General features: G+C 53.6%; 11 protein-coding genes. 2 read left to right on the top strand and 9 right to left on the bottom strand.

The features are described 5' to 3' along the window. Positions 1-14 precede the first annotated feature (14 nt). From lpxK to WFN75_RS03355, 9 genes are all read right to left on the bottom strand, one after another. Positions 15-1019 carry a tetraacyldisaccharide 4'-kinase gene (gene lpxK / locus WFN75_RS03395; protein ID WP_336995619.1) on the bottom strand — a complete coding sequence of 335 codons (1005 nt, stop codon included), beginning with the start codon at positions 1017-1019 and terminating at the stop codon, positions 15-17. After that, a complete protein-coding gene (gene msbA, locus WFN75_RS03390) occupies positions 1016-2764 on the bottom strand; it encodes a lipid A ABC transporter ATP-binding protein/permease MsbA (RefSeq protein WP_040076326.1) in 1749 nt (582 codons plus the stop codon). The genes lpxK and msbA overlap by 4 nt, the downstream gene beginning before the upstream one ends. Positions 2765-2800: 36 nt before the next feature. Then, a complete protein-coding gene (locus WFN75_RS03385) occupies positions 2801-5065 on the bottom strand; it encodes a ComEC family protein (protein ID WP_336995618.1) in 2265 nt (754 codons plus the stop codon). 213 nt (positions 5066-5278) lie between these two features. Further along, positions 5279-5566 carry an integration host factor subunit beta gene (gene ihfB / locus WFN75_RS03380; RefSeq protein WP_040076328.1) on the bottom strand — a complete coding sequence of 96 codons (288 nt, stop codon included), beginning with the start codon at positions 5564-5566 and terminating at the stop codon, positions 5279-5281. A 168-nt stretch (positions 5567-5734) separates the two neighbouring features. Further along, positions 5735-7408 (bottom strand): 30S ribosomal protein S1, encoded by a 1674-nt coding sequence (gene rpsA / locus WFN75_RS03375; RefSeq protein ID WP_006174462.1) that lies wholly within the window; start codon positions 7406-7408, stop codon positions 5735-5737. Between the two features lie 111 nt (positions 7409-7519). Beyond that, positions 7520-8203, bottom strand: a complete 684-nt coding sequence (cmk, locus tag WFN75_RS03370) for a (d)CMP kinase (RefSeq protein WP_040076329.1) — start codon at positions 8201-8203, stop codon at positions 7520-7522. Positions 8204-8388: 185 nt separating this feature from the next. Next, entirely contained in the window at positions 8389-9672 is a 1284-nt protein-coding gene (gene aroA, locus WFN75_RS03365; RefSeq protein WP_046887185.1) for a 3-phosphoshikimate 1-carboxyvinyltransferase, read from the bottom strand. A 68-nt stretch (positions 9673-9740) separates the two neighbouring features. Then, a complete protein-coding gene (serC, locus tag WFN75_RS03360) occupies positions 9741-10829 on the bottom strand; it encodes a 3-phosphoserine/phosphohydroxythreonine transaminase (RefSeq protein ID WP_040076331.1) in 1089 nt (362 codons plus the stop codon). A gap of 162 nt (positions 10830-10991) precedes the next feature. Beyond that, positions 10992-11684 (bottom strand): DUF421 domain-containing protein, encoded by a 693-nt coding sequence (locus WFN75_RS03355; protein ID WP_263616805.1) that lies wholly within the window; start codon positions 11682-11684, stop codon positions 10992-10994. 206 nt (positions 11685-11890) lie between these two features. On the opposite strand from WFN75_RS03355, the gene WFN75_RS03350 reads away from it, so the two are divergent. Continuing rightward, on the top strand, positions 11891-12118 hold the full coding sequence (locus WFN75_RS03350; protein WP_207293363.1) for a hypothetical protein: 228 nt from the start codon (positions 11891-11893) through the stop codon (positions 12116-12118). 107 nt (positions 12119-12225) lie between these two features. Further along, positions 12226-13986 carry a 30S ribosomal protein S12 methylthiotransferase accessory factor YcaO gene (ycaO, locus tag WFN75_RS03345; RefSeq protein WP_212477500.1) on the top strand — a complete coding sequence of 587 codons (1761 nt, stop codon included), beginning with the start codon at positions 12226-12228 and terminating at the stop codon, positions 13984-13986. Positions 13987-14197 lie beyond the last annotated feature (211 nt).

The following is a 14197-nucleotide window of genomic DNA, read 5'->3' as shown; positions in this document are numbered from 1 at the left end:
GCGTGTCCTGTCAGTTAATGCGCGGTGGCGACCTCATTAGCCTGGCGCGCGAGGGCGATCAGTTCCAGAAGCAGTTTTTCAGGGCGTTCGCCCTCTAACTCTGCATCGACAGGCAAATACCACCAGTTATCACGCGCAAAGGGGCGACATTTTACGGCGTCTTTTTCGGTCATGATCAATGTCTGGCCCGGAGTGGTCATCGCCGCAACCTGCTGCTGGCTCACTGCCTGATGGTCAGCCAGCGGGATTTTTTTTACCAGCGTGGCGCCGCACTGCTCCAGGGTAGCGAAGAAGCGCGGCGGATGGCCAATGCCCGCCATCGCAACCAGGCCCGGGAGTTCAGCCACGTTACGACGTTCACCGCTGAGCAGATTAACTGCCAGCCCCGGCTGCAGCCGCATCGGGATCTCACCCGCCTGGGCCGCGCCGCCATTGACGATAATCGCATCGACGGAATCTAAACGGGAAGCCCGCTCGCGCATCGGCCCGGCTGGCAACCACCAGCCATTCCCAAAACGACGGACACCGTCCACGACCACTATCTCTTTATCACGCGCCAGCGCGTAGTGCTGCAGACCGTCATCCGTAATGACCAGCTGTACCGGAACATGTTCCAGCAGCGCCTGTACTGCTTCGCTGCGTACCGGGGACACCGCCACCGGCACTCCGGTACGCTGGAAGATTAATACGGGTTCATCGCCAGCTTCTGCTGTCGTTGTCTGCGCATTAAGCACCAGAGGATAGCTAGCCGCTTTGCCGCCATAACCCCGTGAGACAACGCCCACGCGAATCCCCTGACGCGTTAACTGCTCTACCAGCCAGATAACAACCGGCGTTTTGCCGTTGCCACCGGCGGTAAGATTTCCAACGACCACAACGGGCACGGGAGCACGCCATGCTTTTTTCAGGCCCAGCCTGTAGCTGAGGCGTATGAGACCGCTCACCAGGCCATACAGCCAGGAGAGCGGTAACAGCAACAGCCACAGGGGTGACTCACCGGACCAGATGCGGGCAATCATGCGCCAAACTGCATCTTATGAAGCTGAGCATAGACACCGCGTTGTTCAAGCAGATCGGCATGGCTGCCGCGCTCAACAATGACGCCATCTTCCACCACCACAATCTCATCGGCCTGTTCGATGGTAGAGAGACGGTGCGCAATCACCAGCGAGGTACGGTTTTTCTGCAGCTCATCCAGTGCCGACTGAATGGCACGCTCTGACTCGGTATCAAGCGCAGAGGTGGCTTCGTCGAGAATCAGTATCGGGCTATCACGCAGCAGCGCGCGGGCAATCGCGATACGTTGACGCTGACCGCCGGAGAGCAGCACGCCGTTTTCACCAATAACGGTATCAAGACCGTTATCCATCTTATTGATAAAGTCCATCGCATAGGCCATACGGGCAGCGTTTTCGATCTGCTCGCGGCTGTACTCTTCTGTACGGGCATAGGCGATGTTATTGGCAACGGTATCATTGAACAGGTGGACGTTCTGAGAAACCAGCGCAACCTGGTTACGCAGCGACTGCAGGGTATATTCCCGCAAATCGTGCCCATCGAGTAAAATCTCACCCTCATCGATATCGTAAAAACGGGTCATCAGACTAGCGATGGTCGATTTACCCGAACCAGACCGGCCAACCAGTGCCACGGTTTTACCTTCCGGAATATCCAGATTGATATTACGCAGCGCAGGCGCTTCACGGCCCGGGTAGGTAAAGGTGACGTTGCGGAACTGGACATTGCCTTTTGCACGCTCAATCACGCGCGTCCCTTCGTCTTTCTCCTGCTCTGAATCGAGGATACTGAACAGCGTCTGGCAGGCTGCCATACCGCGCTGGAACTGCGCGTTGACGTTAGTCAGCGATTTGAGCGGGCGCATCAGGGCAATCATTGACGAGAAGACAACGGTAATCGTACCGGCCGTCAGGGTTTCCATCACGCTTGGGAAGCTCGCAGCATACAGTACAAACGCCAGGGCAAGGGAGGCAATCAACTGAATGATTGGATCGGAGATGGATGAAGCGGAAACCATTTTCATCCCCTGGGTACGCATTTTGTTGCTGACCTTATCGAAGCGTTTGGTTTCAACCTCCTGACCGCCGAAGATCAGCACCTCTTTGTGGCCTTTCAGCATCTGCTCTGCGCTGGTGGTCACTTGTCCCATGGTGTTCTGCATATTTTTACTGATATTGCGGAAACGTTTGGAGACGACGCGAATGGCGATAGAGACAACCGGGGCGAGTACGATGAGTATCAGCGACAGCTGCCAGCTGTAGTAAAACATCATGATGAACAGGCCGATAATCGACGCGCCTTCACGCACCACGGTAATCAGCGCGCCCGAAGAGGAAGAGGCAACTTGTTCTGAGTCGTATGTAATGCGCGACAACAGCGTCCCGGTGGACTGCTTGTCGAAGAAAGAGACCGGCATGCCCATCATGTGGCTGAACAGACGGCGGCGCATCGTCATTACCACTTTTCCTGACACCCAGGAGATGCAGTAGCTAGAGACATAGCTGGTGATACCACGCATGACCATCAGGCCGATAACCACCAAAGGCATCCACAGCAGCACAGAGCGATCCGTTTTACCAAAACCCTCGTCCAACAGTGGCTTGAGAAGCGATAGCATGAAAGTATCGCTGGCAGCGTTGAGAATTAACGCGACGGCTGCCACGATCAGACCAGGCTTGAAAGGTGCAATCATCGGCCAGAGACGGCGGAAGGTCTGCCACGTGGAGAGATCTTTATCGTTATGCATTCATAAAACCAGCATTTGTTGAAATAGCCGCATATTCTACCCGTTATCGCCGGGCACGCCAAACCACTGATGATACCAACGACGGAAATATTGATATCGTAAACGTTGGATTTGCCACGCTTGCGGTGTAAACGTCACCGTGATTTGCCCGCTCTGGGGCGTAGTGACCCACTGATAACCCTCCTTACGATAGCGATTTGCCACTTTCACCGACGGCAAGCGCCAGGCGTTAAATCGTGAAGCAGAGACCAGTGCGATATGCCCATTAACGCGCTGTATCAAAGGCAGCGTTGAGGAGGTATTGCTCCCGTGGTGAGGCACCTGGATAAGTGTAGACGGAAGATATTGCCAGTGGTGACTCAGCATCGCCTTTTCCGCCTCAGCTTCAATATCGCCTGTTAATAATACGCTGTGTACCCCGTCATCCACTTTCACCACGCAGGAGCGATTATTTCCGCGCCAGCGAACGGCATCGACAGGCCAGTGTGCGGTAAAGCTCAGCCCCTGCCATTGCCAGCGTTCACCGCGAAAACAGGGCATATGGTCTTCCTGACGCAGCGGACTACGAACCCACATATCTGGCCAGGTTTTGCGCAAGGTGTTCAGGCCTCCGGCGTGATCCAGATGATCGTGACTGAGAATAACGCCGTCAGGATATAAATGATGCCAGCGTAGCCAGGGAATAATGTGCAGTTGAGCGCTGTCTCCCCCCGGCCACGCCGGGCCTGTGTCATAAAGCACCGCCCTGCCCTGACGTTCAATGACCATAGCCAGTCCTTGTCCAACATCCAACATATGCAGTGCCCAGCTGTTATCGTGCCTGGCTCGCCAAAACGGGAACGTGAACACAATGATGACCACCAGACCAAGTACCGGCGAGCTCTTCCAGACGCGCATCCGCCAGCCGATAAGCGCAAGCCAGGGAAGGAGTGCCAACCCAGTCCACCGATTGTCTACCCCAATCCAGCCATTGGGCAGAATTTTCAAAAACCTGAACAGCAGATCAAGTACGGCATCAGTGACCATCCACAGCCCATTTTCAACCATGCTCAGGGCCACAAGATGGCAAAACATTCCCAGCAAAATGAGCGGTACCGCCACAAAAGTGACCAGCGGTACGGCAACCAGGTTCGCCGCCAGCGAAGAAAGGCTGAATCCATGAAACAACGCAACCTGCAGGGGCAGTAGTAAAAACAGCATTCCCAACTGTAGATGCAGCAAGTTCGCAATGGACTGCACTCCCCGGGGTAACCTCCTATTCGTCACGGGCAACCACTGAAACCAGAAGATAAGCGCCGCTACCGCAAAGGCGGAAAGCAGCAGGCTATGAGAGAGCACAGCCAGCGGATCGACAAACAGGATCGCGGCTATGCAAACCCGCCATACCTGCCATGATGACCAGCGTCGCCCGCTGAGTTGTAAGGCGAGGCAAACCGCCAGCGATACCACGGTACGCAGCGCAGGAGGCTGCATACCGGTCAGCCCCGCGTAAAATGTAGCAAAGCAAAAACCGGCCACCAGCGGGCTTCGCCAGCCTATTCGATGTACAGGGATAAAAAACTGGAAAGCACGCACCAAAAGCCAGAGAGCTGATGCGGCCAGCGCAATATGTAATCCAGAAATCGCCATCAGATGGGATGTACCGGTTTCCCGCATCAGGTCATTTACTTCTGGCTTGACCGTCAGCCGCTCCCCCATGCCTAATCCCAGCATGACGGATCCCCATTGATATGGCTCCAGCGTCGCACTCAGAGAGGCGAGATAGCGGGCACGCAGACTGCATCGGGCATCCAGCAGCTGGGCGTGCGTGAAACGCCCGGTCAACGGTAAATGTTGTGACAGGGCATGGCGCTGCGCGTCAAAACCCCCTTCATTGAGCTGTCCATGCACTGGACGCAAGGCGAGCGTCATGCGCCAGCGTTGCCCTGCACACCCGGCCTGGGGAAGCGCCTGACTATAGAGCTTCACCCCGACGGCAGGTGAGACGCGTTGACCATTGATGCGGATAATTTTCGCCCGGTGCGTAGTGTCACCATCGCTGGCGGTAAGAATGACCTCGGCCTCCTGCCGGCCTTTGGTCAGGTGGGTCATCGGCCAGACTATCGCCTGCCCGGCAAGCAGCCCCCAGGCCATAAAGAGAAGCCAGAAGCCGGTCAACCGCACAGGCCGATAGCGACACCAGGCACCGATGGCCCCTGCGAAGGCGATAGCCTGAATAACATGTAAATCTGGCAACGCAGGCAGCCATAGCAATGGCACGATCGCCAGGATGACGCATGTTGATAGTGCAGTCAGACTCATTTCCACCTCCCTGTTAGCAGGGAGTGTGCCCGGTCATTCAGTCCTGGTCATATGGCTTAAGATGAATAAGGAAGCGCGTACGAAAAGTTTTCAAGATGATTGCAAGGTTGCACTAAAAATTGCGCGGTTCTTTCAGGAAGAGGAATTTAAGACGAAAAAAAAGCACCCGCAGGTGCTTTTCTTCAACAACTCATTCACGCCAGCAGGGCAGAATCAGTCGCCATAAATATTGGCGCGATCGCGCAATTCTTTACCCGGCTTGAAGTGCGGAACGTATTTACCTTCCAGCTCTACTTTATCGCCAGTCTTCGGGTTACGCCCGGTGCGTGGTGCACGATAGTGCAGTGAAAAACTTCCGAAACCGCGGATTTCAATGCGCTCGCCCTGTGCCAGAGTCGAGGCCATATGCTCAAGCATCTCTTTCACTGCATCTTCGACAGCTTTTGCAGGGATGTGTGATTGCTGGCTGGCAAGTCTTTCGATCAATTCTGACTTGGTCATGATTCCTCCGGTTCCTTCAAACCTATTAGCTGAACAGCTTATTAAACAAGGGCGGCCGTAGCCGCCCTTTGTTATTGATTACAGGACGAATCCTGCAATCTGTCAAGTAGACTCGTTATCCTTAGAGCTGTAACTGCGTTATAGCTCAAAGGAATCGGATTACTTGAATTACTCGCCTTTAGCTGCTTTGAAAGCTTCAGCCATTGCGTTGTTAGAGAAGTTTGCATCTTCCTGTTTGTTAACAGTTGCGATTGCATCTTTCTCATCAGCTTCGTCTTTAGCACGAACAGACAGGCTGATTGCACGGTTCTTACGGTCAACACCGGTGAACTTAGCTTCAACGTCATCGCCAACGCTCAGAACCAGAGTTGCATCTTCAACGCGGTCACGGGAAGCTTCGGAAGCGCGCAGGTAACCTTCAACGCCGTCAGCCAGTTCTACGGTTGCGCCTTTAGCGTCAACTGCAGTTACTTTACCGTTTACGATTGCGCCTTTCTTGTTCAGTGCAACCCAGTTGTTGAACGGATCTTCTGCCAGCTGCTTAACGCCCAGGGAGATACGCTCACGCTCTGCGTCAACCTGCAGAACAACTGCAGCGATTTCGTCGCCTTTCTTGAATTCACGTACTGCTTCTTCGCCTGCAACGTTCCAGGAGATGTCAGACAGGTGAACCAGGCCATCGATGCCGCCGTCCAGGCCGATGAAGATACCGAAGTCAGTGATAGACTTGATTTTACCTTCAACACGGTCACCCTTGTTGTGGGTTTCCGCGAACTGCTGCCATGGGTTGTTTTTGCACTGCTTCAGGCCCAGGGAGATACGACGACGTTCTTCGTCGATATCCAGAACCATCACTTCCACTACATCACCAACGTTAACAACTTTGGATGGGTGGATGTTTTTGTTGGTCCAGTCCATTTCGGAAACGTGCACCAGGCCTTCAACGCCTTCTTCGATTTCAACGAAGCAGCCGTAGTCGGTCAGGTTGGTAACGCGACCAGTCAGTTTAGTACCTTCTGGGTAACGCTTAGCGATAGCTACCCATGGATCTTCGCCCAGCTGTTTCAGGCCGAGGGATACACGAGTACGCTCGCGGTCGAACTTCAGCACTTTAACAGTGATTTCGTCGCCCACGTTCACGATTTCGCTTGGGTGCTTAACGCGTTTCCACGCCATGTCGGTGATGTGCAGCAGGCCATCAACGCCGCCCAGGTCAACGAATGCGCCGTAGTCAGTGAGGTTCTTAACGATACCTTTGACTTCCATGCCTTCCTGCAGGTTTTCCAGCAGCTGATCGCGTTCTGCGCTGTTTTCGGATTCGATAACGGCACGACGGGATACAACAACGTTGTTACGCTTCTGGTCCAGCTTGATTACTTTGAACTCAAGCTCTTTGCCTTCGAGGTGCAGGGTGTCACGGACTGGACGAACGTCTACCAGTGAACCTGGCAGGAACGCACGAATACCATTCAGCTCAACAGTGAAGCCACCTTTAACTTTGCCGTTGATAACACCGACCACAGTTTCAGCTTCTTCGTAAGCTTTTTCCAGGGTGATCCATGCTTCGTGACGTTTAGCTTTCTCACGAGACAGCAGGGTTTCGCCGAAGCCGTCTTCTACTGCGTCCAGTGCAACGTCAACTTCGTCACCGACCTGGATTTCCAGCTCGCCCTGGGCGTTTTTGAACTGCTCAGCCGGAATGGCGGACTCAGATTTCAGACCGGCGTCAACCAGTACTACGTCTTTGTCAATAGCAACAACAACACCGCGAACGATGGAACCCGGACGGGTTTCGATTGTTTTTAAGGATTCTTCAAATAGTTGAGCAAAAGATTCAGTCATGTTTAATCTTCAGGTTAATATTAACGTCCACCTGGCTCCGTGCCGGATGGGGTTGTTTCACATACCCGCCGTCAATCCATTGCAGCGGGGGTACTACTAAATCGGTCGCGATTACGCGAGAGCCAATTTCTGGCGCGCATATTGTAGCGCTTTTTCAATCACTTGCTCAATAGTTAAACTGGTAGAGTCCAGCACTAACGCATCTTCTGCAGGAACAAGTGGCGCGACGGCGCGGTTACGATCGCGGTCATCACGTTCTTTTATCTCGGATAAAAGGCGATCAAAGTTAACACTAAACCCCTTCTCCTGCAACTGAAGCATGCGGCGTTGCGCTCGCTCTTCCGATGAGGCATCAAGGAAAATTTTCACAGGCGCATCAGGGAAAACCACGGTTCCCATGTCGCGACCGTCGGCGATCAAACCGGGTGTTTCACGGAATGCACGCTGGCGTCGTAACAAGGCTTCACGTACGCGCGGGAAGGCGGCAACCTGCGAAGCCGCATTGGCCACTTCCTGGGTGCGGATTTCACCGCTCACGTCTTCACCTTCGAGAATGACTTCAAGGTTGCCGTCGGTCGAGACAAAACGAACATCCAGATGCGCAGCCAGCGGGACCAGTGCCTCTTCAGACGCGACATCCACATGGTGGTGCAGCGCAGCCAAAGCCAGTACGCGATAGATTGCTCCCGAATCTAAAAGATGCCATTGCAATGCTTCCGCCATTGCTTTGCACAGCGTACCTTTCCCTGCGCCACTTGGCCCATCAATGGTGATTACCGGGGCAACTGCCGTCATCGTTTTCTCCTTAAATAAGGCATACCGTTCATATAAACGCCGCGCATTATACGCGTCATCTTGCGCAACTGTTACCTTTGCGTGCAAATAACGAAATTAATGAAGCAGAGTGTAGAAGAAATGCGCGGGAGTGTGGGTCAGGAAACGTAAGGAAATGCCGCATCCGATGATGCGGCAAAGGATGATTACGCCAGCGTACTGATGCGCGCAAGCTGTTCGAAGTAGTCCGGGAAGGTTTTCGCGGTACATTTCGGATCGAGAATGGTCACCGGGGTATCCGAGAGCGCCACCAGCGAGAAACACATCGCCATGCGGTGATCGTTATAGGTGCCGATTTCAGCCACCTGCAGTTGTGCCGGCGGTGTGACGCGGATGTAGTCTTCGCCCTCTTCTACCTCTGCGCCCACTTTGCGCAGCTCGGTTGCCATTGCAAACAGACGGTCGGTCTCTTTCACACGCCAGTTATAGATGTTACGCAGCGTGGTGGTCCCTTTTGCGAAAAGCGCTGCCGTCGCAATGGTCATCGCCGCATCCGGGATATGGTTCATGTCCATGTCGATGGCGTTGAGTTCGCCACGCGTACAGGAGATGAAGTCCTCCCCCCAGGTCACCGTGGCGCCCATCTTCTCCAGAACGTCTGCAAAGCGGATATCGCCTTGCACACTATTACGGCCAATGCCGGTTACTTTAACGGTACCGCCCTTAATTGCCCCCGCGGCCAGGAAATAGGAGGCGGAAGAGGCATCGCCCTCAACAAGATAGTGGCCCGGCGATTGATACTGCTGTGCACCGCGCACTACGAAGCGCTGATAAGCGTGGTTTTCCACCTCAATGCCGAAGGTTTGCATCAGATGCAGCGTGATATCGATATAGGGCTTAGAGACCAGATCGCCTTTGATGGTAATCACGGTGTCCTGCGGTGCCAGCGGCGCGGTCATCAGCAGTGCCGTTAAGAACTGGCTGGAAACGCTGCCATCTACCTCAACATGACCGCCGGTGAAGCCTCCGCGCAGGCGCAGTGGTGGATAGTTTTCCTGCTCCAGATAGTCAATTTTCGCGCCGCCCTGACGCAGGGCATCCACCAGATGACCAATCGGACGCTCTTTCATGCGCGGTTCGCCCGTCAGCACGATATTGCTGTTACCCAGACACAGGGCTGCGGCCAGGGGGCGCATAGCGGTGCCGGCGTTACCCAGGAACAACTCGAGCTCTTCTGCAGCGCGCAGCGCCCCACCGTTGCCAGTAACTTCACAACGGGTTCGATCGTCAGAGAGCGTGTAGTGAACGCCCAACGCTTGTAACGCATTGAGCATATGACGTACGTCATCGCTATCCAGCAGGTTGGTCAGGACTGTCGTGCCATTTGCCAGCGCTGCCAGCAACAGGGCGCGGTTCGAAACACTCTTTGAACCCGGCAGATTGATGGTGCCGTCTACTCGCGCGATAGGTTGTAACGTCAGGGATTCCATGAAACTTAACTCTCAACTCAACATAATAAAAACCCCGCAGCGATGCTGCGGGGGTGAAAACAGCGCGATTAACCGTGACGACGTTCGAAGTCGATCATGAAATCGGTCAGGGCCTTCACGCCTTCCAGCGGCATCGCGTTATAAATAGAGGCGCGCATTCCGCCGACGACGCGGTGGCCTTTCAACGCATGCAGACCCGCAGCGAAGGACTCCTCCAGGAACACTTTGTCCAGATTGCTATCCGCCAGCTGGAACGGGACGTTCATGCGGGAGCGGTTGGCTTTAGCCACATCGTTGCGGTAAAAGTCGCTCTTATCGATGGTGCCATAAAGCAGTTCAGCTTTCTGCTGATTGATTTTATCCATCTGCGCCACACCGCCATTTTGCTTGAGCCACTTGAAGACCAGACCGGAGAGATACCAGGCAAAGGTTGGCGGGGTGTTGAACATAGAGTCGTTATCGTTCAACACGGTGTAGTCCAGAATGGATGGGCAAGCTGTATGGGCTTTACCCAACAGATCCTCACGTACGATGACGATAGTCAAACCCGCCGGGCCGATGTTCTTCTGCGCGCCAGCGTAGATAACACCGAAGCGGCTGATATCGAGCGGCGCGGAAAGGATAGTGGAGGAGAAATCGGCGGCAACGACAACATCTTTACCGAAGTCCGGGGTCTCATCAATGGCAATACCGTCGATGGTTTCATTCGGGCAGTAGTGCAGATATGCGGCGTTATCAGAAAGCTGCCATTCGCGCATTGGCTTCACAGCGCGCAGTCCGTCGACGGTGACTTTGGCGTCGATAACGTTCGGCGTACAATATTTGTGCGCTTCTTTTACTGCGCTTGCCGCCCAGTAGCCCGCATCCACGTAATCTGCCGTGGTTTTGTCACCGAGAATATTCAGCGGAACGCCAGCAAATTGACCGCGTCCCCCGCCGTGGCAGAACAATACTTTGTAGTTCGAGGGAATATTCAGCAGATCGCGAAAATCCTTTTCTGCCTCTTCCGCCACCTGGATAAACTCTTTACCACGGTGGCTAATCTCCATCACCGACGTACCGAGACCCTGCCAGTCAACCAGCTCTTGCTGAGCTTGCTTAAGTACCTCTGCCGGTAACATTGCCGGACCTGAACTGAAATTAAAGACCTGAGCCATTTCCCCTCACCACGCTTAAAGCAATAAGTTATAACTGTGGATATCGGTTTTATCATTCAGTGACACGCGCCGCAATGTCTAAAACTTATGACCCTGGAAATGTGGCGCAGGTCACACAATACAATCTACCACCGCCCTGTCACAAAACCGACAAATTGGCTGTCAGGCGAGCCGTTTGGCCCGGCTAACCTTCGTCCATTCTGGATTGGTACAGCGCGGGCATAACATATGATCGCCTGCCTGCATAGACACGACATGGCTACACTTTATGCAGGCATACTGCCCGCTCTCAGGTACGGTCTTAAAACGGTCAATCAGCATATCCGGCAAGATACACAGGCCGGGCCTGACCTCGTCATCGGGGTAGTAATAGACGCTGATCTGCCCATTGGTTTCCATAATAGCCAGTCGGACCTGGCCCAGTTGTTCAACGCTGTTGAGACGTAGCTCCATAAAGAACTCAAACTCCGTCATATTCGCGCTTTGCACTTTTTCCCAGGCCAGTTGCCCCTCTTCAATGATAACGACCGGCTTCCCTTCCAGCAGGTCTTCCAGCTTTTCACTTTTAGACATCAGCCACATCACCAGTCGGTAGAGCAAGGCAAGTGACACAAAAACAATAAACACGGGCACCATCGGCACGTCGTCATAAAACGCGACGTCTCCGGCCGCGGAGCCCAGGGTTAAAATGATTAACACTTCGAAAAGCGACATCTGACGCACGCCGCGTCGACCGGTTATTTTGAGAAATAGAAACACCAAAACAAAGGTATAGAGGCTACGCAGCGCAACTTCGCCTAAAAATTCAGGAGGGACTTTATCGAATGCCATCCGTTGGAGATCGAACGCTTTCATTTTTGTTGTTCCTTTACAGTAAGTTACTCCCTGTAAGCATAGCTCAGGTTCCGCTTTCCGCCGCCTGACTGCGCTGCTCAGGGGCTAAATCAAATCTGATTTCTTCTGATTTCAGACGTTGCTCCCAATCGCGGGATTTACTCCCGGTATGCCTGTTCCCTAAAATCTTTCGTCTGGAAATCAAAACTCATTGAAAAGGATTTTTTATGCGTGAATTAACCTGTGACGAAATCTGCGTCGTCAGTGGTGGCTTTGGGCTGCTATCTCTACCGGCCGGCCTTGGTCTGGGGGCGTTTATTCCCACTATTGTGCTTGGCGCTATCGCCGGGCCCTTTACGCTGGGCATTGGCTTCGCCGTTATGGCGGCCGGAATTGTTGGGACCAGTCTGTCGGGTGCCGCAATGATCGTGAGTATCTGCGCCCCTATTCTTTAATCTTCCAGGGTATGTGGTCACCCCATGCCCTGACACTCTCCCGTTAATAGCCATCCTTCCTTAAAAGCCGTATTATTGCGCATCCTGCCATCAACAACTGACTAATCATGACCCAAACCTTTATCCCCGGCAAAGACGCCGCTCTGGAAGATTCCATCGCACGCTTCCAGCAAAAACTGACCGATCTGGGCTTTAATATTGAAGAAGCGTCCTGGCTGAACCCTGTACCTCACGTCTGGTCCGTGCATATTCGCGATAAAGACTGTGCCCTGTGCTTTACTAACGGTAAAGGCGCCACGAAAAAAGCGGCCCTGGCTTCTGCGCTGGGTGAGTACTTTGAGCGTCTCTCCACCAACTATTTCTTTGCGGATTTCTGGCTGGGCGACACCATTGCCAACGGCCCGTTTGTGCACTATCCGAACGAGAAGTGGTTCCCGCTGACCGAAGATGACGAGCTGCCGGAAGGTATTCTGGACGATCGTCTGCGCGCGTTTTACGATCTGGACAACGAACTGACCGCCAGCATGCTGGTGGATCTGCAATCCGGTAATGACGAGCGTGGGATTTGTGCCCTGCCGTTTACCCGTCAGTCCGACGAACAGACCGTCTACATTCCAATGAATATCGTTGGCAACCTGTATGTCTCTAACGGTATGTCCGCCGGTAACACCCGCAACGAAGCGCGTGTGCAGGGTCTGTCTGAAGTGTTTGAGCGTCATATCAAAAACCGCATTATCGCCGAATCAATCAGCCTGCCGGAGATCCCGAGCGAGGTTCTTGCGCGTTACCCGGGCGTGGTGGAATCCATTGCTAAACTGGAAGCCGAAGGTTTCCCTATTTTCGCATATGACGGCTCGCTGGGCGGTAAATACCCGGTTATCTGTGTGGTCCTGTTTAACCCGGCCAACGGGACCTGCTTTGCCTCCTTTGGCGCGCACCCAGACTTCGGCGTAGCGCTTGAGCGTACGGTTACCGAGTTGCTGCAGGGCCGCGGTCTGAAAGATCTCGACGTCTTTACGCCACCCACCTTTGACGACGAAGAAGTCGCTGAACACGCTAACCTTGAAACCCACTTTATCGATTCCAGCGGTCTGATCTCCTGGGATATGTTCAAGCAGGATGCAGATTACCCGTTCGTGGACTGGAGCTTCTCCGGCACCACCGAAGAGGAATTCGCCACGCTGATGGCTATCTTCCGTGAAGAAGATCAGGAAGTGTATATCGCCGATTACGAACATCTGGGTGTCTATGCTTGCCGTATTCTTGCGCCGGGCATGTCTGATATCTATCCGGTTGAAGATCTGTGGTTGGCCAATAACACCATGGGCACGCATCTGCGCGAAACCCTGCTCTCCCTCCCGGAAAGCCGTTGGGAAAAAGATGATTATCTCAACCTCATCACCCAACTCGATGACGAAGGTAATGACGATTTTACTCGCGTACGTGAATTGCTGGGGCTGGCAACCGGTAAAGACAACGGCTGGTACACCCTGCGCATCGGTGAGCTAAAGGCAATGCTGGCCCTGGCGGGCGGCGATCTGGAGCAGGCTCTGACCTGGGTTGAATGGACCATTGAGTTCAACGGCTCTATTTTCTCGGCTGAGCGTGCGAACTACTACCGTTGCCTGCAGACCTTGCTGCTGCTCTCTCAGGAAGAAGAGCGTGAGCCGCTGCAGTATCTACACGCCTTCGTTCGTATGTATGGCGCAGACGCCGTTGAGGCTGCCAGTGCAGCCCTGAGTGGTGAGGCACCGTTCTACGGCCTGCAGGCAGTGGACAGCGATTTGAAAGCCTTCCCGGCGCATCAGTCGCTGTTAAAAGCCTACGAGAAACTGCAGAAAGCCAAAAGCGCTTACTGGGCAAAATAACCGCAAATAGCATTATAGAGAGTAGGCGTATTCCGTCGCCTACGTTATATTACGGGGCAATTTAATTGCCCCGTTTTTTATTTATAAGGCAATCAAGTTTAATTGTAATAATAAAGTTAAATAACGGTAACTATAATAATAGCGACCTGGTTATTGTTGTAACTTTTTATAGTAAATACTCCATTATAATTAACTGTTATGGAGGACGGCC

Origin of the sequence: Leclercia sp. UBA7405, assembly GCF_037152215.1 — a bacterium.
In the GTDB taxonomy this organism is placed as follows: domain Bacteria; phylum Pseudomonadota; class Gammaproteobacteria; order Enterobacterales; family Enterobacteriaceae; genus Enterobacter; species Enterobacter pneumoniae.
The sequence above is the reverse complement of the archived record's forward strand: the minus strand, read 5'-3'. Positions and strand labels throughout refer to the sequence as shown.

What these genes read in the sequence shown, in the direction of transcription:
- ycaO (WP_212477500.1), top strand. Translation starts at nt 12,226, where the DNA reads ATGACCCAAACCTTTATCCCCGGCAAAGACGCCGCTCTGGAAGATTCC.
- aroA (WP_046887185.1), bottom strand. Translation starts at nt 9,672, where the DNA reads ATGGAATCCCTGACGTTACAACCTATCGCGCGAGTAGACGGCACCATC.
- ihfB (WP_040076328.1), bottom strand. Translation starts at nt 5,566, where the DNA reads ATGACCAAGTCAGAATTGATCGAAAGACTTGCCAGCCAGCAATCACAC.
- cmk (WP_040076329.1), bottom strand. Translation starts at nt 8,203, where the DNA reads ATGACGGCAGTTGCCCCGGTAATCACCATTGATGGGCCAAGTGGCGCA.
- WFN75_RS03385 (WP_336995618.1), bottom strand. Translation starts at nt 5,065, where the DNA reads ATGAGTCTGACTGCACTATCAACATGCGTCATCCTGGCGATCGTGCCA.
- WFN75_RS03355 (WP_263616805.1), bottom strand. Translation starts at nt 11,684, where the DNA reads ATGAAAGCGTTCGATCTCCAACGGATGGCATTCGATAAAGTCCCTCCT.
- msbA (WP_040076326.1), bottom strand. Translation starts at nt 2,764, where the DNA reads ATGCATAACGATAAAGATCTCTCCACGTGGCAGACCTTCCGCCGTCTC.
- rpsA (WP_006174462.1), bottom strand. Translation starts at nt 7,408, where the DNA reads ATGACTGAATCTTTTGCTCAACTATTTGAAGAATCCTTAAAAACAATC.
- serC (WP_040076331.1), bottom strand. Translation starts at nt 10,829, where the DNA reads ATGGCTCAGGTCTTTAATTTCAGTTCAGGTCCGGCAATGTTACCGGCA.
- lpxK (WP_336995619.1), bottom strand. Translation starts at nt 1,019, where the DNA reads ATGATTGCCCGCATCTGGTCCGGTGAGTCACCCCTGTGGCTGTTGCTG.
- WFN75_RS03350 (WP_207293363.1), top strand. Translation starts at nt 11,891, where the DNA reads ATGCGTGAATTAACCTGTGACGAAATCTGCGTCGTCAGTGGTGGCTTT.